The following is a 19,274-nucleotide window of genomic DNA, read 5'->3' as shown; positions in this document are numbered from 1 at the left end:
AAGCAGTTCAAATCTATAACGATATGTAGAAACACGAGGTTTCCCTTTAATGGCGAATTTTTTTATCGATCGCCCCATTTTTGCCTGGGTGCTGGCTATCCTGTTATGTCTGACAGGGGCGTTAGCCATTTTCTCTTTACCTGTTGAACAATATCCCGATCTGGCGCCGCCCAACGTACGTATTACCGCAAATTATCCGGGAGCGTCGGCGCAAACGCTGGAAAATACCGTAACCCAGGTTATTGAGCAGAATATGACGGGCCTCGATAATCTGATGTACATGTCATCACAAAGCAGCGGAACCGGACAGGCGACCATCACGCTGAGCTTTATTGCGGGAACCGATCCTGATGAGGCGGTTCAGCAGGTGCAAAACCAGTTACAGTCCGCGATGCGTAAACTGCCGCAGGCGGTACAGGATCAAGGCGTCACGGTACGCAAAACGGGCGATACCAATATTTTGACCATCGCTTTCGTCTCTACCGACGGTTCTATGGACAAGCAGGATATCGCCGACTACGTCGCCAGTAATATTCAGGACCCGCTCAGCCGCGTCAACGGCGTCGGCGATATTGACGCTTATGGTTCACAGTACTCTATGCGTATCTGGCTCGATCCGGCCAAATTGAATAGTTTTCAGATGACCACGAAAGACGTGACCGATGCGATTGAGTCGCAGAATGCGCAAATCGCCGTCGGGCAGCTTGGCGGTACGCCTTCGGTCGACAAACAGGCGCTGAACGCCACCATTAATGCGCAGTCATTGCTGCAAACGCCGCAACAATTTCGCGATATCACCCTGCGCGTTAATCAGGACGGTTCCGAGGTCAAACTGGGCGATGTCGCCACCGTGGAGCTGGGGGCGGAAAAGTATGACTACCTCAGCCGTTTTAACGGCAATCCGGCTTCCGGTCTTGGCGTTAAGCTGGCCTCCGGCGCAAACGAAATGGCGACCGCGAAGCTGGTGCTGGATCGCCTCAACGAGCTGGCGCAGTACTTCCCTCAAGGGCTGGAATACAAGATCGCGTATGAAACCACCTCCTTTGTCAAAGCCTCGATTATCGATGTGGTCAAAACGTTGCTGGAGGCTATCGCGCTGGTTTTCCTGGTGATGTACCTGTTCCTGCAAAACTTTCGCGCCACGCTAATTCCGACGATCGCCGTGCCGGTAGTATTAATGGGCACCTTCTCTGTGCTTTACGCGTTCGGCTACAGTATTAACACATTAACCATGTTCGCGATGGTGCTGGCAATCGGGCTCCTGGTCGACGATGCCATCGTGGTGGTGGAAAACGTCGAACGTATCATGAGCGAAGAAGGGCTCACGCCGCGTGAAGCGACGCGCAAATCCATGGGACAAATCCAGGGGGCGCTGGTCGGTATCGCGATGGTGCTGTCTGCGGTATTCGTGCCGATGGCGTTCTTTGGCGGTACCACCGGGGCGATTTATCGTCAGTTTTCTATCACCATTGTCTCGGCAATGGTGCTGTCGGTGCTGGTCGCCATGATCCTGACACCGGCGCTGTGCGCAACGTTATTAAAACCGCTGCACAAAGGCGAACAACACGGGCAACGCGGATTTTTCGGCTGGTTTAACCGTACCTTCAATCGTAATGCCGAACGTTATGAGAAAGGCGTAGCGAAAATTTTGCATCGCAGCCTGCGCTGGATTCTGATTTATGTTCTGTTGCTTGGCGGCATGGTGTTCCTGTTTTTGCGTCTCCCCACCTCCTTTCTACCGCAAGAAGATCGGGGCATGTTCACTACGTCTATCCAGCTACCGAGCGGTTCTACGCAACAACAGACCCTGAAAGTCGTTGAAAAGGTTGAAAACTATTACTTCACCCATGAGAAAGACAACATTATGTCGGTCTTCTCGACGGTAGGTTCCGGCCCTGGCGGGAATGGGCAAAACGTCGCGCGCATGTTTGTTCGCTTGAAAGACTGGGACGCGCGCGATCCCACCACCGGCTCCTCGTTCGCCATTATTGAGCGGGCGACAAAAGCGTTTAACCAGATTAAAGAAGCTCGCGTCTTCGCCAGCAGCCCGCCGGCAATTAGCGGTCTGGGCAGCTCCGCCGGTTTTGATATGGAATTACAGGATCACGCCGGAGCAGGCCATGACGCGCTGATGGCCGCACGAGATCAACTCATTGAGCTGGCCGGGAAAAACAGTTCCTTGACCCGCGTGCGCCACAACGGCCTGGACGACAGCCCGCAACTGCAAATTGATATTGACCAACGGAAAGCGCAGGCGCTGGGCGTATCGATTGACGATATCAACGACACCCTGCAAACAGCCTGGGGATCGAGCTACGTCAACGACTTTATGGACCGTGGTCGCGTGAAGAAGGTCTATGTTCAGGCCGCAGCGAAATATCGTATGTTGCCGGATGATATTAATCTTTGGTATGTCCGTAACAAAGATGGCGGCATGGTCCCCTTCTCCGCCTTCGCCACCTCGCGCTGGGAAACCGGCTCGCCGCGTCTGGAACGCTATAACGGCTATTCGGCGGTAGAAATTGTCGGAGAGGCCGCGCCGGGGGTCAGTACCGGGACGGCGATGGATGTCATGGAGTCGTTGGTGCATCAGCTACCGGGCGGTTTTGGCCTGGAATGGACAGCCATGTCTTACCAGGAACGGCTCTCCGGCGCGCAGGCGCCCGCGCTGTACGCTATTTCGCTATTAGTCGTCTTCCTGTGTCTGGCGGCATTGTATGAAAGCTGGTCGGTGCCCTTCTCGGTGATGCTGGTTGTGCCGCTCGGCGTCATTGGCGCGCTACTCGCTACCTGGATGCGCGGGCTGGAAAACGATGTTTACTTCCAGGTGGGGCTGTTGACCGTTATCGGCCTCTCGGCGAAAAACGCGATTCTGATTGTGGAATTCGCCAACGAAATGAATCAGAAGGGACACGCGCTGTTAGACGCCACGCTGTACGCCAGCCGCCAGCGCCTGCGACCGATACTGATGACTTCGCTGGCGTTTATCTTTGGCGTATTGCCGATGGCCACCAGCACCGGGGCAGGCTCGGGTAGCCAACATGCTGTCGGAACCGGCGTGATGGGGGGAATGATCTCAGCAACCATTCTGGCTATCTTCTTTGTACCCCTGTTTTTCGTGCTGATACGTCGCCGCTTCCCGCTGAAGCCGCGCCCGGAATAAGCTCCTGGCCAGCCTGATACGAGGTGTCGGGCACAAAAAAGGCGACTTTCGTTGAGTCGCCTTTTCTTATCCCCTATGGGAGCGCGGTGCCTTCCAGGCATTTATTTACGAAGCATGACTTCGATAAAATCTTTCCAGTTCCCCAGTTCACGTTCAATCATAATAGCCTCTCTTATTATTATGGGTATTCTACGTAGTTAGCGGTATAGAGAGAAGTTCATTTAACCGATTGTTGCGATATCCTCTGGTTACGCTGTCTATGATATTACTATGGCGCTGTAGCCGTAAATTTTATGTGACTTACTGCAATATTTAGCAACATTAATACCTTTTCTACTACTTTATCAAATCGGGTTAAAAAACAATCAATTGCATGTGCGCAAAATAGGATTTTCCTCGCGAATTATAAACAAGCCACATCTGGAACGTTTTGGAATCATTATTCACATTCACTCAACAATGTTATATTGATTGCCGATCAGCGCTGGATAAATAACCATTAATAGCCACACTTATTATCCCGCAGACGATACTATTGATTATTTATTCGAATTTCGCGTTAAAGGATTCAATATGATTACCCTCTATGGCATTAAGAATTGCGACACGATCAAAAAAGCGCGCCGTTGGCTGGAGGAGCATGGCATTGATTATCGTTTTCACGATTACCGTGTGGATGGCATAGACCTCCCTCTTCTTAATACCTTTATTGCCGAACTCGGCTGGCAGCCTTTACTGAATACGCGCGGCACAACATGGCGCAAACTGGATGAAGGCGACCGCAGCGGGATTACCGATGCCGACTCCGCCGCTGCTCTCATGGTTGAACAGCCGGCAATCATCAAACGCCCATTGCTCTGCGCGCCCGGGAAGCCTATGCTGCTTGGTTTCAGTGAATCCCGTTATCAGCAGTTTTTTGATGAGGTGTAGTCTATGTCGTGCCCGGTTATTGAGCTGACACAGCAACTTATTCGTCGCCCCTCCCTGAGTCCGGATGACGCAGGCTGTCAGGCATTAATGATTGAACGCCTGCGTAAAATCGGTTTTACCATTGAGCATATGGATTTTGGCGACACGCAAAATTTTTGGGCATGGCGTGGGCGTGGCGAAACGCTGGCGTTCGCCGGGCATACTGACGTCGTACCGGCTGGCGATGTCGATCGCTGGATCAATCCGCCGTTTGAGCCTACGATTCGCGACGGAATGTTGTTCGGTCGCGGCGCGGCGGATATGAAAGGTTCACTGGCGGCCATGGTGGTGGCTGCTGAACGTTTTGTTGCGCAGCATCCTCATCACCGGGGCCGTCTCGCATTTTTGATTACCTCTGATGAAGAAGCCAGCGCAAAAAATGGCACCGTAAAGGTGGTTGAAGCGCTGATGGCCCGTCACGAGCGGCTGGATTACTGTCTGGTCGGCGAACCTTCCAGTACTGAAATTGTGGGTGATGTCGTCAAAAACGGGCGTCGCGGTTCCCTCACCTGTAACCTCACTATTCATGGCGTTCAGGGGCACGTCGCCTATCCGCATCTGGCAGATAACCCTGTTCATCGCGCCGCGCCTTTTCTTAATGAACTGGTCGCTATCGAGTGGGATCGGGGCAATGACTTTTTCCCGGCCACCAGTATGCAGGTAGCCAATATCCAGGCAGGCACCGGCAGCAATAATGTCATTCCCGGTGAACTGTTCGTGCAGTTTAACTTCCGTTTCAGCACGGAACTGACCGATGAGATGATCAAAGAGCGGGTACATGCGCTGCTTGAGAAGCATCAGCTACGCTATACCGTAGACTGGTGGCTTTCCGGCCAGCCGTTCCTGACCGCACGCGGCAAGCTGGTGGACGCGGTGGTAAACGCCATTGAGCACTATAATGAAATTAAACCGCAATTACTGACGACGGGCGGTACGTCCGACGGACGTTTTATCGCCCGTATGGGAGCGCAGGTGGTAGAACTGGGGCCGGTGAACGCCACCATTCATAAAATTAATGAATGTGTGAATGCCGCCGATCTCCAGCTACTGGCCCGTATGTATCAACGCATTATGGAACAGCTCGTCGCCTGATGAGCGTTCCGGTAAGAGGAAATAAGCATGGACTGGCTGGCAAAATATTGGTGGATTCTGGTATTGGTGTTTCTGGTAGGCGTACTGCTGAATGTGATCAAAGATCTCAAACGCATCGACCATAAGAAATTCCTTGCCAATAAACCTGAGCTGCCCCCGCATCGCGATTTTAACGATAAGTGGGACGATGAAGACGACTGGCCGAAGAAAGATCAGCCGAAAAAGTAACCGGATATCATGCCGGACAGGTATCGCTATCCGGCATGGTCCCCACCGCCGGGCATTACGTCGCGCAAACGCTGCGTTCGTCCGGCATCCAGCGCAATCAGCGCCTGCGCCGCCTGCGCACGCTGCAACGCCAGCAGAGCTTTACGGCCTGAAATGCGTAGCCGGGCGCACAGTTCGGCATCGCTGGCTTTTTCTTCCAGCCGCCCTCTCAGCGCTGGTAATGGCAATGCGCTGTATTGCAGTAAACGATGCAGGCAACCTAACGATGTCAGTAGCGGGCGGTGCGCGAACGCAAAACCGACCAGCTCACGCCAGTCTTCATCATTAAGCGCCTGTTCATCTAACGCCGCCAGCGGTATCGCCTCGCCGTTCCACTGCGTCAGGATATCCGCATCGCGGCGCAAACGTTGGTGTTCCTGCTGCGCCAGCCGTTTTCCCGCGTCGCTCAGCGGCAATAACGCCATCGCCGTATAGCAACCGCTGCTCGCCTCCCGATGGTTGCCCATCCGTACCAGCACAAAGCCGCAGCGTTGCCAGAAACGCCACAGCTCCGGCGTATAGCCGAAGCTGACGGAGAGATAATCACACTGCGCCGCCTGCATGCACGCGCAGGTAATCAACTGCTGACCGATGCCTTCACGCTGGCGAGCGGGGTGCACTGCGATACGGCTTACGCGACGCCCAACCAGCGTCGCGGCTAAAGGGTCGCTACCGTGCGCCGCCAGCGACTGCGCCACCAGATTTCCACGCGGCCGCCGGAAACCGCCCCATACAGCCTGACTGAGTTCTGCGGATAAGCCCCCCTCTTCGACCAGCCAGACGGCGCCCGCCACACGGTTATTCGCCGTGGCCTGCAAGAAATGCTGTCCTGGCGCATCCATCATTCGGCGCAGATCCAGCGGCGAAGTACGATAGTGCGCCCCCGACAGTAACTGATACACAGCCCTCGGCAACGCGGGCGTCTCCCCCCAGGCCTGCTGGTAAAACGACGAGATTGCTATCGCACCATGTGGCGCCTGCGCAAACGCTTCATCGTCGAATATCAGCGCCTCGCTGACGATATTTTCCAGCGGGCATTCTGGCGCCCAGCGGACAGGCTGACGAAGCGTGAAGCGGTGAAGCTGCGGAAAACGGGCGCAAAACTTAAGTAAAAAGCCGCGTCCGGTGCCTTCGTAGCCCTGAACGGTGGTGGTGAGTAGTATGCGGGAAAAGCGCGAAACCAGTTGCAGCAGCAGCGGCGCGGGGATTGCCGCCGCCTCGTCAACCACCAGCCAGTCGGCTCTTGCCCCGCTCGCCAGCAACGCATCCGGCGCCATAAAGCAGAACCGCTCACCGGCAAACGCTGCCAGGATATCCGTTGCCGTTTTCGCCGGTGCGGTCACGATAGCCGTGCCCGCCATCCGGGAGATGAATTGCCCGGCCAGCGCCGATTTGCCGCGCCCACGGGGGGCAATCACCGTCGCCACGCCGGGCGGCATTTCACGTAAACGCGATAAGATAGCCGCCTGCTCCGGCTGCGGCTCGCCGGTGGCGGGTCGCCAGCGTTCACGGGAAGGATAAGATGGCCAGCAAAACGGCTGGCGCTGTCGCCACAGCAGCGTTTGCGGATCGCGGGAAAGAGTCCGTTTAAGATGCTGTGCAAACTGCGGTGTGGGGATAGGCTGCGCGCAGTCGCTCCAGCGCAGTGAATCGGTATCAGGTCTGCTTTCCCACGTCTCGTACGGCGGCATCAGCAGAAGCAGCCAGCTTCCGGCCTGCAAGGTCCCGCTCAGAGCGGCAAACGCTGCGGCGTCAAAGCCCTGCCAGGCATCAAATATCGCATGACGGAATTCACGGCCCAGCAGCGTTTGTAACGCCTGTGGCGTACAGCACGGCTGGGCGGGCGCGTCAGGCGCGACCCACAGCCAGTCACCGGGCAACGCAGCGCGTATCGCCTCGGCCCGCTCCCGGCACCACGCCGCATCGCCGCTGATGACCAGTAAACGGCGAATGCCTTCCTGTGTCATTTGCGACGTTAACGCCTGTAGCGCATCGATATCAGACATCCCTGCCCCGGTTTATCAAAAGTTTTTGCCAAACGTATTACATTGCGCCGGGTCACCGCTGTCAAAGCCACGCTTAAACCAGCTGTAGCGCTGTTCTGAGGTGCCGTGGGTAAAACTATCCGGCACGACGCGCCCCTGCCCCTGTTGCTGTAAGCGATCGTCGCCGATAGCCTGTGCGGCATTGAGCGCCTCTTCCAGATCGCCCGCCTCCAGTACGCCTTGCTGCTGCATACTGTGTCCCCACACGCCGGCAAAGCAATCCGCCTGTAGCTCCATGCGCACCGAAAGGCGATTCACCTCCGTTTGCGACGCGTTTTGCTGCAACTGGCGTACTTTCGGCTCAATACCTAACAGTTTTTGTACGTGGTGGCCGACTTCGTGGGCGATGACATAACCCTGAGCAAAATCACCGTCCGCGCCCAGCTTATTTTTCATATCATCGTAAAATGAGAGATCGATATAAACGGTGCCGTCCGCCGGGCAGTAAAACGGCCCCATCACGGACTGACCCGCACCACAGCCGGTGCGCGTCATACCACGGTACATCACCAGTTTTGGCTGCTGATAGCCGCGCCCCATTTTTTGAAAGAGTTGACCCCAGGTATCTTCGGTCGTCGCCAGAATCACCGAGGTAAATTTTGCCGCTTCATCATCATTGGGGCTTATCGAACGCGTCGACTGCTGCTGCGAAACCGGCTGGCCGGTCAACAGACCGGTTAAATCCACCCCATAGTACCCTGCGACCAACACCACCACCAACAGAATGATGCCGCCTTTTCCGCGCGGAAGACGAAAGCCTGGGCCACCCAGCGAGGGGCCGCCTGGCCGATTACGTCTGTCCTCTACATTGTTACTTTCACGACGCCCTTGCCAGCGCATAATCACCTCATTCTCTCTTTGTTATACAGATGATCGTAGGCGGTCAGGCGCAGGATTACCACAGGTAAACGCTATCAGAATGAGGAAAGGATGATACCGGAGAGCGGTTGCCCTCCGGTCAGAAGCGGAATTAATCTAATTTCACGCCCAGGCGATGCGCGACGGCTTCATAGGCTTCAATCAGACCGCCCAGACTCTGGCGGAAGCGGTCTTTGTCCATTTTGTCCAGCGTCTCTTTATCCCACAGGCGGCTGCCGTCCGGCGAAAACTCATCGCCCAGCACCACTTCGCCTTTATACAGGCCAAACTCCAGTTTGAAATCCACCAGGATAAGACCCGCGTCATCAAACAGTTTTTTCAGTACGTCGTTGGCTTTGTAGGTTAGCTCTTTCATACGCGCCAGATTTTCCTGACTTACCCAACCGAACGTTTCACAGTAGGAACTATTCACCATCGGGTCGTGCAGCGCGTCGTTTTTCAGGAACAGATCGAATATCGGCGGGTTAAGCTCCATGCCTTCTTCCACGCCCAGACGCTTGACCAGCGACCCTGCCGCACGGTTGCGCACCACACATTCAACCGGCACCATCTCCAGCTTCTTCACCAGACACTCGGTATCAGACAGCAAACGTTCCATCTGGGTCGGGATGCCCGCCTCGGCCAGTTTGGTCATAATGAAATGGTTGAATTTGTTATTTACCATGCCTTTGCGATCAAACTGTTCAATGCGCGCGCCATCCCCTGCTGACGTATCATTGCGGAATTCGAGCACCAACAGGTCCGGGTTTTCCGTGCTGTATACGGTTTTCGCTTTACCACGATACAACTCAGCTTGCTTTTGCATCTTTAACACTCCTGGGTGTGAATTAACGATAAGTATTCATTTCCTGCTACGCCTGCCGGAGACGTCAGCCTGTAATTGTGGTGCGAAATAGCGGTTAAATCGCGTTTTTGTACCGACGCACACGTTTGCGTATCTTATCAGAAAAAAGGGCCGGATTACTCCAGCCCTGTTAAATTACTTGTTGAACGCTGCCTGGAAGACGGCAACCAGCGCGTCGTTCTGGCTTTGCGTCAGAGTATGCCCCTTAGGATCGATAAACTGCAAGCTGCTGCGGTTATCTAAATCGCCGACCTGCAATTTATAGTCTCCGGATGCCAGGCCCGGGTCGCTAGCGCCCAGATCCCGCCAGTCGCTGTCAGACAACGGTTTGTACGTTACCGCCATGCTGCCCTGAGAGCGAGTGCTGTCGGTGACTTTCATGCCCACTTTTTCCAGCGCGGCCGGGAGGCGCTGCCACACGAGGTTGAACGGACCGCGAACGACCAGCATAGGTAAACCGGTATCATCAGCGGCGCTCTGCACATCCATCGTTGCGGCGGAACGGTTCTGCGCGGCATTTGCCGCATCCGTAGCGGTCTTATCCAGACCGGCGGAAATGACGTTCATCATTTCCGTGCTATAGCGCTGCAGCGACGCCGCGTCAGCGACCGGCTTGCCAGCCTGTTCCAGATTAACCAGTTTTACCGTTACCGCCTGCTGATAGCCCTGCGGCTTCACCGAGATTTGATAACGTCCACGATACTGTTCGTCTTCATCCAGGCGGTTCCAGTTCACCCAATCGGTCGTCAGGGTCTGGCTGGCATCGTCACGTTTTTCAATCGGATAATTTTTCGCCTGAATCACGCTGACGACTTGCGGCCACAGCGTGCTGCTACGACCATTTTCCACCAATAGCGTAGCGGTATCGCCAGAGAACTGGGTACGCGCGCCGCTCACTAACGCTAACGGCTGCGCTGGCGGACGGATATCCAACGCCTTACCAACCGCGCCGCTCCCCTTCGTGACCGGAATAACGTAGTCGCCGGTCGTTATCGGCAGGATCATTCCTGCCGGGGCGTGAAGTTCAGCAAGCGGCGCGGCATCCAGATAGGATTCATCGCCGCTTACCTGGCGCTTGTAGCGCGAATCGGAACTACAGGCAGCGAGCAGCAAAACAAGCGAAACACCCGCAACCTTCGCCAGGCGCGACTTTTGTACTGAGTAAGCCATCAAATCTCCCTAAACTTTACAGCAGGCCAGCATGCTGAAGCGCTGCTTTGACGATGTCACGACCATGGTCCGTGATAGGCGTCATTGGCAGGCGCAGCGTGTCGGTCGCCACAAGACCCAATGCCTTACATGCCCATTTCACCGGGATAGGATTGGGTTCGACAAATAGTTTGTTGTGTAACGGCATCAGACGCTGGTTGATAGCGCGCGCCTCGGCAAATTGCCCTTCCGCCGCCAGTTTGCACATGTCAGCCATCTCGCGCGCCGCTACGTTAGCCGTAACGGAAATCACGCCATGACCACCCAGTTGCATAAAGTCCAGCGCAGACGCGTCATCGCCGCTAAGCAGAATAAAATCGTCTGAAACCAGCTCTTTGATCTGGTGAACGCGGGTTAAGTTCCCTGTCGCCTCTTTGATAGCGATAATATTTTTTATTTCCGCCAGACGACCCACGGTTTCCGGCAACATGTCGCAACCGGTACGGGACGGCACATTATACAGAATTTGCGGCAAGTCAGTGTGTTCCGCGATGGCTTTGAAATGCTGGAACAAACCTTCCTGCGTCGGGCGATTGTAGTACGGCGTTACCGTCAGGCAGCCAACAATGCCGCTATCGTTAAAACGCTGCGTCAGGCTAATCGCTTCCGCGGTCGCGTTTGCGCCCGTGCCGGCGATAACCGGAATACGTCCGTCAGCCAGTTCCAGCGTCATCATCACGACATCGCCATGTTCATCATGGCTTAGCGTGGCAGACTCGCCGGTAGTGCCAACCGAAACAATCGCCGAGGTACCGTTGGCGACATGATAATCAATGAGTTTTTTCAGGCAAGACCTACTGACGTTACCTTTCTCATCCATCGGCGTAACAAGCGCGACAATACTTCCCGTGAACATGGGCCATCCTCTGTGCAAACAAGTCTCTCAATGGTACGTTTGGTATGGCAATAAAAGCAAGCGACCAAAGCCGTTCTGATTGTTGTATGCAGGTTTTTTTTATGGTTTCCTTAAGATTACCTCACCGCTCAAAGGAATAACTGGTTTGACACCGTCATCACAACACTATTTGGTTATCACTGCGCTGGGCGCCGACAGGCCCGGTATTGTGAATACCATTACTCGCCATGTCAGCAGTTGCGGCTGTAATATCGAAGACAGCCGACTGGCGATGCTGGGCGATGAATTCACGTTTATTATGCTGTTGTCCGGCACGTGGAACGCGATTACCTTGATTGAATCGACATTGCCGTTAAAAGGCGCGGAGCTGGATCTGCTGATTGTGATGAAACGGACGTCCGACCGTCCCCGCCCGGCAATGCCCGCGACGGTATGGGTTCAGGTTGAGGTCGCCGACTCCCCGCATTTAATTGAGCGATTCACCGCGCTGTTTAATAGTCATGAAATGAATATTGCGGAGCTGGTCTCCCGCACGCAGCCGGCTGAAGGTGATAAAGCTGCGCAATTATTTATTCAAATCACCGCACATAGCCCGGCGTCGCAAAATTCCGCAAATATTGAGCAAGCCTTTAAAGCACTATGTACAGAACTCAATGCGCAAGGCAGTATAAACGTCGTCAATTACTCACAACATGATGAACAGGATGGAGTTAAGTAATGAATCCACTGAAAGCCGGTGATATCGCACCGAAATTTAGCTTGCCGGATCAAGACGGGGAACAAGTAAATTTGACCGACTTCCAGGGACAGCGCGTTCTGGTTTATTTCTACCCAAAAGCCATGACACCCGGCTGTACCGTGCAGGCCTGCGGCTTACGCGATAACATGGACGAGCTCAAAAAAGCAGGCGTGGACGTGCTGGGCATCAGCACCGATAAACCTGAAAAACTCTCCCGTTTCGCTGAAAAAGAGCTGCTGAACTTTACCCTTTTGTCCGATGAAAACCATCAGGTGTGTGAACAGTTCGGCGTCTGGGGCGAAAAGTCGTTTATGGGCAAAACGTATGACGGCATTCACCGCATCAGCTTTTTGATTGACGCTGATGGTAAGATTGAACACGTCTTTAATGATTTTAAAACCAGCAATCACCATGATGTGGTGCTGAACTGGCTGAAAGAAAACGCGTAAAAGCCTCAGGCCGCGCTGATGTGCGGCCTGGAAAGGGAATGCGCCGTCAGACTTGCCGCGCCAGACGCCATATCGCCGCCACATTGCGCGCCGACAGGCTCAGGTTATATTCCGCCTCGTGTAAGGCTTCCGGCAGCGTAACGATATGCGACAAAATCGATAGCGCCGCATCGATACCCTGCTGATACACAACGTGATGATCGTGTTGCAGCCCACCGGCGAGCGCGATAACCGGTTTATGATACCGCTTCGCCACTCTGGCGACGCCAATCGGCGTCTTGCCGCAAATACTTTGGCTGTCCAGCCGACCTTCTCCGGTAATCACCAGATCGGCATCTTTAACCGCCTGCTCAAGCTGTAGCGTTTCCACGACAATCTCTACGCCGGCGCGTAATTCCGCATTGAGCAACCCTAAAAGCGCGGCGCCCATTCCACCTGCCGCGCCCGCGCCGGGAGCATTAATCACCTCACGTCCCGTAGCCTGATAAATATGCCGGCCCCAGTTTTCCAGCGCCGCGTCCAGGGTGTTCACCATTTCCGCTGTCGCCCCTTTTTGTGGGCCAAAAATGGCCGATGCGCCCTGGGGACCACACAGCGGATTGTTGACATCGCACGCCACGGTTATCGATACCTTACGCAGCAATGGGTGACAACCGGACAGATCGATAGAGGCCAGCGCCGCCAGCGCCTCGCCGCCCGGAGAAAGCGAGCGCCCCTGTTTATCGCGCAATATAACGCCAAGCGCCTGCATCATCCCCGCGCCGCCGTCATTCGTCGCGCTGCCGCCAATTCCCAGAATAATACGCTTTACGCCACGCTCCAGCGCCGCGACGATTAACTCGCCGGTGCCGTAGCTGGTGGTATTAAGCGGGTTGCGCAATTCAGGCGAAACGTGATGCAGCCCGGATGCCGCCGCCATTTCAATCACGGCGGTATCGCTATCGCCCAGCATTCCCCAGCGCGCGGCCACCGGTTGCCCAAGCGGGCCTTGTACCCACTGGTCGACATAACGCCCGCAGCTGGCCTCCACCATTGATTGTACGGTTCCTTCCCCGCCATCCGCCATGGGCACTTTAACGTAGTCGGCGTCAGGATAAATTTCGCGGAACCCCTTTTCTATCGCCTCAGCGACCGCCATTGCGGACAAACTTTCTTTAAATGAATCAGGAGCAATAACAATTTTCATAGGGATTATCCTGCAAAACCAAAGAAACCGAACATCAGAGTAGAAATAAAGGTAATGGCTAACCCCACCAGCGTTTCATACGGCATTAGCTTTAAACGTTCATGAATTTGCATATTGACGCTGCCGCCCGTCGCGTGGAAAAAGCTGCCGTGCGGCAGATGGTCCAGCACCGTGGCGCCCGCATGGATCATAGCGGCTCCCGCCAGGGCGGAAACGCCAAGTTCAAGTAACGTGGGAGAGAAAACGCCGGACGCCACCGCCGTTCCCGCCGTGGTTGAGGCCGTCGCCATTGACATCATGGCGCCAGACACGGGCGCCAGCAGCCAGGACGGCAATCCCGAAGCGGTGAGGCCATGAATCAGGACATCTTTAAGTTCGGAATTAGCGATAATGCCGGCCAGCGTACCGGTTCCCAGCAACATAATAGCGACAGGCGCCATACGCATCAGACCGGCGACCATGTACTGGTTACAGTGGCGCGCGCGTCCCATCAACAGCAGACCGACCAATCCCCCTACGGGCAGGGCAATTAACGGGTCAATGGAAATGCCGGCAAACGGACGGAGAGAAAGCAGGAAAATAGCGACCAGCGGCGCGCTAATCGCCACCAGAAAGCCGGGTCTGGCGACGGAGTCATCATGGTGAGTCACTTCATGATCGGCGACGCCCGCGCCTTTATTATTCAGCCGTTTCGCTAACAGATAGGCGATAATAAGCCCAACGATGCCCGGAACCACGCCCGCCAGCATAATAGAGGTAAGAGGAACATGAAACGCATCGGAGGCGGCAATAGCGTTCGGGTTGGGTGACATCACGTTACCCGCTTTGCCGCCGCCGACCATCGCCAGCAGAATAGCGCTTTTTGACAGCCCTGCATTACGCGCAATCGACAGCGCAATCGGCGCGACGGTAATCACCGCCACATCAATAAATACGCCGACGGCGGTCAAACATAGTGTGGCAATGGCTAATGCCAATAATGCCCGGGTTTCCCCCACTTTGCGGACAATCGTCTCAGCAATCGTATTCGCCGCCCCGGACTCAATTAATACGCCCGCCAGTACGCCTGCGGCCAGAATACGCAATACGGCATTAACGATGCCCTGCGCGCCTGACACCATCAGCGACACGGTTTGCAGAAGATCGGCGCCGCCAATCAAACCGCCGACCAGCGCGCCCGCCATCATGCCGTAGGCTGGCGACACTTTTCTTAAAATTAATACGATGGCCACAACCAATGCGGCAATGGCTCCCAGGGTGGATATCGACGTCATATACTGCGCCTCCTTTAACATGGAGCGCGCAGTATGGAAAAACCCGCCTAAAAATCCGCTGGAGCTTTCAACAAATTTCGATTCGACCTGGCAGCGGTAACTTGTCGGACGGTACAGATTCGGCCTGGAGCTCCATACCGATATAAAGCCAAAGCGTACTTTTTAACTCATTGATTTTTATGTGCGTAATATCCTCACAGCGCTGTAAGCGATAGCGCAATGTATTCACATGAATATGCAATGCTTTGGCCGTTTGCGTCAGGTCACAATTATGTTCAAACCAGGTCCGCAGCGTCTGTTGCAATACGCCTTTCGCGTCATGTTGCGCCAGTTGCAGCCACAGACGCGATAACTCCTGCACTTGCCAACTTTCAGACAGCCCGCTTAGCAGCGCGGGAAGCGCGTGGTCATGATAAAAAATGTACTGGCTGCGCAGCTTTTGTCTTTTCGCCATCGCCTGCGTGGCTCTCGCAGTGAGCAAAGATCGGTGCAATCCCGTCTCGCCGGCAAAATAGCCCCCAACCAAAATACGGCTAAAGCCCGATGATGCAGCCCATGATTTAAAAATCTGCAATTCACCCATTTCCTGGCGGGTATTCCACTTTCCCTCTTTTAACGTGATAGGCTTAATAATGATTAATTCATTAAATTCGGTAAACGTCACCAAATGGTTGCGCGCGTGATTCTCGAAATAATCCATTACATTGCGCAGCGCTTCGCGATCCGGCTGGGAAAGTTCAATAATCAGCACCACTCTGGGAACCGCCAGATCAATGCCCAGATAGGCCGCCATAGAGCGCAACGACTCTGTTGAATTTTCTCGCAAAATCAATTGGTTGATCAGCTCTTCGCGATAGCGTTTATCCCACTGTCGCTGTTCGATCAGCACCATATGCTCGATCACCAGCTCCGCCGCCATTTTAACCAGCTCGGCATACGCGCGAACCTCCTCCGGCTCGCCGGTAATGCCGACCACGCCGATAAGCTGTTCATGAAAAGAGATGGGAAGATTAATGCCGGATCGCACACCTTTAAGCTGATTGGCGGTAGCGGAATCAATTTCTACAATACGGTTTTCCTTCAGCGCCAGAATGGCCCCTTCATGACGCTGGCGAAGCCGCGAAGGTTCGCCAGACGCGATAATGACGCCATGTTCATCCATGACGTTTACCGAGTAAGGAATAATTTTCATGGCTCGCTGTACAATTTGCCGCGCGGTATACCCTTTCAAGTAATGTTTTCTCAACACACTCATTCCCTGTTTCGTTATCGCTTCACATTAAAAAAACAATCTCGCATCAATGATGTCACTTATTAACGAATTTCTCAGAAGAATGCTTAGGCTAAGTCACCAAATTTTGGCGGCTTTACAGCGAGAATTTTGTAGGTTCCGACAATAAAAATGCCGCAACACGGTGCGGCATTAAAAAAAAGAGCGGCTTTCTAAGCGCTTGTCCCTCATCAGGCGTGCGCAAAATGGCGGCAGGGCACTATGATGTCGTTCACGCTTTACAACTTTTGTACAGACCGCTCAGGATGAGGTATCCGTCACCTGACCATCCGGCCAGGCATGGACAACGGCTTTAATCAGCGTCGCCAATGGAATGGCGAAAAACACTCCCCAGAAACCCCACAGACCGCCGAAAATCACCACTGACAGAATAATCACCAGCGGATGCAAATTCACCGCTTCGGAGAAAAGTACCGGTACCAGCAGATTGCCATCCAGTGCCTGAATAATCAGATAAACGGCAAAACAGCTCCAGAATTCCGTCCCCAGGCCAAACTGAAACAGCGCGACGCCCACCACCGGAATTGTTACCACAAAGGCGCCGATATAGGGGATCAGGACCGAAAAGCCCACCAGTACCGCCAACAGTAGCGAATAGTTGAGGCCAAACAGCAAAAAGCCCAGCCAGGTCGCTACGCCCACCACCACCATCTCCAGCACTTTTCCGCGGATATAGTTGGTGATCTGCTGATTCATCTCATTCCACACCTGCCCCGCCAGCCCGCGATTACGCGGCAGCACGCGGCGCACGGCATTCAGCATCTGCTCTTTATCTTTTACCAGGAAAAAGACCATCAGCGGCACCAGCACCAGATATACCGCCAGCGTCAGTAGCCCGACCAACGAAGCCAGCGAATACTTCACCACCGAATCGCCCATGTTAAGCATCCGGGTACGCATGTTTTCCGCCATCGCATCAATAATGCCCGCATCCATCAGCGCCGGATAGCGTCGCGGCAAGGTCGCGGCAAAATCGGACAGTTTATTCAGCATACCGGGCATATCACGAATCAGGTAAATACCCTGCTGCCAGGCAATCGGCATCACCACAAACGCCATTAATAACAGAATGCCGACAAAGAGGATAAGGACAATGGAGGCTGCCCAGCGCCGGGAACAGCCAATCGCCTGCAGGCGCGCCGTCGGCCACTCCAGCAGGTAGGCCAGTACGATAGCGACCAGCAGCGGCGCTAACAGGCCGCTAAAGAAAAAGAGGATGCTAAAACCAGCCACCAGAATGACCAGCAAGGCAATCGCCTCCGGGTCGCTGAAGCGACGGCGATACCATTGCATTAACATTTCGAGCATAAAACCCTTCCCAGAACTCAACTGCGGGATTGTGATGCCGAATTGTATCGAAATGTCACAAAAAAGACTTCGCTTTTTATCGTTGATTCAGGAAACTAAAATAGTGAGTCTGTGCTCATCACAGTTACACTTATGAAGTGTCGGAGCGTGGAACGATATTTCACGACGTTGGTCAAAGGGCTATCTCAAAACAACAGGATAGAGGTTATGTTCAGGCAGTTGAAAAAAAACCTGGTGGCAACCCTCATTGCAGCATTGGCTCTCGGTCAGGTCGCGCCCGCATTTGCCGACCCTGCCGACACGCTGCCCGATATGGGAACCTCGGCAGGAAGCACGCTTTCTATCGGACAAGAGATGCAAATGGGCGACTTTTATGTGCGCCAGCTACGCGGCAGCGCGCCGTTAATCAACGATCCGCTGCTGGTGCAATACATTAACGCGCTGGGTATGCGTCTGGTCTCGCACGCCGACTCCGTCAAAACGCCCTTCCATTTTTTCTTGATCAATAATGACGAAATCAACGCGTTCGCGTTCTTTGGCGGCAATGTGGTGCTGCACTCGGCACTTTTTCGCTACGCGGATAACGAAAGCCAGCTAGCTTCAGTCATGGCGCATGAAATCTCCCACGTGACGCAGCGCCACCTGGCGCGCGCGATGGAAGATCAAAAGCGCAGCGCGCCGCTTACCTGGGTGGGCGCGCTGGGTTCCATTTTGCTGGCCATGGCCAGCCCACAGGCCGGTATGGCGGCACTAACCGGTACTCTGGCGGGAACGCGCCAGGGAATGATAAGTTTCACCCAGCAAAATGAGCAAGAAGCCGACCGTATTGGTATTCAGGTACTGCAACGCGCCGGATTTGACCCACAGGCGATGCCCTCTTTCCTCGAAAAACTGCTCGACCAGGCGCGTTACTCCACGCGTCCGCCTGAAATTTTGCTCACTCACCCCTTACCGGAAAGCCGCCTTGCGGATGCCCGCAACCGTGCCAACCAGATGCGCCCGGTCGTGGTGCAATCTTCCGCCGACTTTTATTTCGCCAAAGCGCGCGCCCTGGGAATGTACAATTCCGGACGTAACCAGCTAACCAGCGACCTGCTGGATCAGTGGTCTAAAGGCAACGTGCGTCAGCAACATGCGGCGCAATATGGCCGGGCGTTGCAGGCGATGGAAGCGAGCAAGTACGATGAAGCGCGCAAAACGTTGCAGCCGCTGTTAAGCGCGGAACCGAACAATGCCTGGTATCTTGACCTCGCCACCGATATTGACCTGGGGCAGAAAAGAGCCAACGACGCGATTAATCGCCTGAAAAATGCCCGCGATCTGCGCGTTAATCCTGTGCTGCAGTTAAACCTCGCCAATGCGTACCTCCAGGGAGGCCAGCCGAAAGCGGCGGAAACCATTCTGAATCGCTACACCTTTAGCCATAAAGATGACGGTAACGGCTGGGATCTGCTTGCTCAGGCCGAAGCCGCGCTGAACAACCGCGATCAGGAGCTGGCGGCGCGCGCTGAAAGTTATGCGCTGGCGGGACGACTGGATCAGGCAATTTCACTGCTCAGTAGCGCCAGCGCCCAGGCAAAACTGGGTAGCCAGCAACAGGCGCGTTACGATGCGCGTATCGACCAGCTGCGCCAGTTACAGGAACGCTTCAAGCCATACACGAAAATGTAATCGCCGTTTATTAGCCGGATGGCGTCACAAGG

The 19,274-nt window shown here is 54.6% G+C and carries 17 protein-coding genes; 7 read left to right on the top strand and 10 right to left on the bottom strand.

The window, feature by feature from the left end; translation table 11 throughout:
* Positions 1–49: 49 nt before the first annotated feature.
* Entirely contained in the window at positions 50–3,163 is a 3,114-nt protein-coding gene (gene acrD / locus QEN32_RS06385; RefSeq protein ID WP_001263087.1) for a multidrug efflux RND transporter permease AcrD, read from the top strand.
* A 101-nt stretch (positions 3,164–3,264) separates the two neighbouring features.
* On the opposite strand, the gene ypfM is transcribed toward acrD, so the two are convergent.
* Positions 3,265–3,324, bottom strand: coding sequence for a protein YpfM (gene ypfM / locus QEN32_RS06380; RefSeq protein ID WP_001386977.1), 60 nt, complete (start codon positions 3,322–3,324; stop codon positions 3,265–3,267).
* 412 nt (positions 3,325–3,736) lie between these two features.
* On the opposite strand from ypfM, the gene QEN32_RS06375 reads away from it, so the two are divergent.
* From QEN32_RS06375 to QEN32_RS06365, 3 genes are read left to right on the top strand one after another with little or no spacing between them, the layout of a single operon-like run.
* Entirely contained in the window at positions 3,737–4,093 is a 357-nt protein-coding gene (locus QEN32_RS06375) for an ArsC family reductase (RefSeq protein ID WP_000631923.1), read from the top strand.
* Positions 4,094–4,096: 3 nt separating this feature from the next.
* Positions 4,097–5,224 (top strand): succinyl-diaminopimelate desuccinylase, encoded by a 1,128-nt coding sequence (gene dapE / locus QEN32_RS06370; protein ID WP_001277822.1) that lies wholly within the window; start codon positions 4,097–4,099, stop codon positions 5,222–5,224.
* 27 nt (positions 5,225–5,251) lie between these two features.
* Positions 5,252–5,452, top strand: a complete 201-nt coding sequence (locus tag QEN32_RS06365; protein WP_000383839.1) for a YpfN family protein — start codon at positions 5,252–5,254, stop codon at positions 5,450–5,452.
* A gap of 26 nt (positions 5,453–5,478) precedes the next feature.
* Here QEN32_RS06365 and tmcA read toward each other — a convergent pair whose 3' ends face one another.
* From tmcA to dapA, 5 genes are all read right to left on the bottom strand, one after another.
* Complete coding sequence (tmcA, locus tag QEN32_RS06360) at positions 5,479–7,497, bottom strand: tRNA cytosine(34) acetyltransferase TmcA (protein WP_265322244.1); 2,019 nt, start codon at positions 7,495–7,497, stop codon at positions 5,479–5,481.
* A 15-nt stretch (positions 7,498–7,512) separates the two neighbouring features.
* Positions 7,513–8,376, bottom strand: a complete 864-nt coding sequence (locus QEN32_RS06355) for a neutral zinc metallopeptidase (RefSeq protein WP_001267523.1) — start codon at positions 8,374–8,376, stop codon at positions 7,513–7,515.
* A 130-nt stretch (positions 8,377–8,506) separates the two neighbouring features.
* On the bottom strand, positions 8,507–9,220 hold the full coding sequence (gene purC, locus QEN32_RS06350) for a phosphoribosylaminoimidazolesuccinocarboxamide synthase (RefSeq protein WP_001171630.1): 714 nt from the start codon (positions 9,218–9,220) through the stop codon (positions 8,507–8,509).
* Positions 9,221–9,394: 174 nt separating this feature from the next.
* Entirely contained in the window at positions 9,395–10,429 is a 1,035-nt protein-coding gene (bamC, locus tag QEN32_RS06345; protein ID WP_000331877.1) for an outer membrane protein assembly factor BamC, read from the bottom strand.
* A 16-nt stretch (positions 10,430–10,445) separates the two neighbouring features.
* On the bottom strand, positions 10,446–11,324 hold the full coding sequence (gene dapA / locus QEN32_RS06340; protein WP_000494020.1) for a 4-hydroxy-tetrahydrodipicolinate synthase: 879 nt from the start codon (positions 11,322–11,324) through the stop codon (positions 10,446–10,448).
* A 145-nt stretch (positions 11,325–11,469) separates the two neighbouring features.
* Between dapA and QEN32_RS06335 the strand changes: the two genes are divergently transcribed.
* Together QEN32_RS06335 and bcp are read left to right on the top strand one after the other, a co-directional pair.
* Positions 11,470–12,042 (top strand): glycine cleavage system transcriptional repressor, encoded by a 573-nt coding sequence (locus tag QEN32_RS06335; protein WP_000189061.1) that lies wholly within the window; start codon positions 11,470–11,472, stop codon positions 12,040–12,042.
* Entirely contained in the window at positions 12,042–12,512 is a 471-nt protein-coding gene (bcp, locus tag QEN32_RS06330; protein WP_001068686.1) for a thioredoxin-dependent thiol peroxidase, read from the top strand. Before QEN32_RS06335 ends, bcp begins: the two co-directional genes overlap by 1 nt.
* A gap of 46 nt (positions 12,513–12,558) precedes the next feature.
* Here bcp and QEN32_RS06325 read toward each other — a convergent pair whose 3' ends face one another.
* The 4 genes from QEN32_RS06325 to QEN32_RS06310 form a co-directional block, all read right to left on the bottom strand.
* The gene (locus QEN32_RS06325) at positions 12,559–13,698 is read right to left on the bottom strand and encodes a glycerate kinase (protein WP_265322243.1); all 1,140 of its coding nucleotides are present in this window, start codon (positions 13,696–13,698) and stop codon (positions 12,559–12,561) included.
* A gap of 5 nt (positions 13,699–13,703) precedes the next feature.
* The gene (locus tag QEN32_RS06320) at positions 13,704–14,972 is read right to left on the bottom strand and encodes an SLC13 family permease (RefSeq protein WP_000200859.1); all 1,269 of its coding nucleotides are present in this window, start codon (positions 14,970–14,972) and stop codon (positions 13,704–13,706) included.
* Positions 14,973–15,039: 67 nt separating this feature from the next.
* Positions 15,040–16,227 carry a sugar diacid recognition domain-containing protein gene (locus QEN32_RS06315; protein WP_001533732.1) on the bottom strand — a complete coding sequence of 396 codons (1,188 nt, stop codon included), beginning with the start codon at positions 16,225–16,227 and terminating at the stop codon, positions 15,040–15,042.
* Between the two features lie 276 nt (positions 16,228–16,503).
* Positions 16,504–17,571, bottom strand: coding sequence for an AI-2E family transporter (locus QEN32_RS06310; RefSeq protein WP_000892057.1), 1,068 nt, complete (start codon positions 17,569–17,571; stop codon positions 16,504–16,506).
* A 207-nt stretch (positions 17,572–17,778) separates the two neighbouring features.
* On the opposite strand from QEN32_RS06310, the gene bepA reads away from it, so the two are divergent.
* On the top strand, positions 17,779–19,242 hold the full coding sequence (gene bepA, locus QEN32_RS06305; RefSeq protein ID WP_000489630.1) for a beta-barrel assembly-enhancing protease: 1,464 nt from the start codon (positions 17,779–17,781) through the stop codon (positions 19,240–19,242).
* The last annotated feature ends 32 nt before the right edge of the window (positions 19,243–19,274 follow it).

The sequence above is a fragment of the Salmonella sp. SA14318 genome, from assembly GCF_029866905.1.
Taxonomy (GTDB): domain Bacteria; phylum Pseudomonadota; class Gammaproteobacteria; order Enterobacterales; family Enterobacteriaceae; genus Salmonella; species Salmonella enterica.
This window is presented reverse-complemented; position numbering and strand designations above follow the sequence as displayed.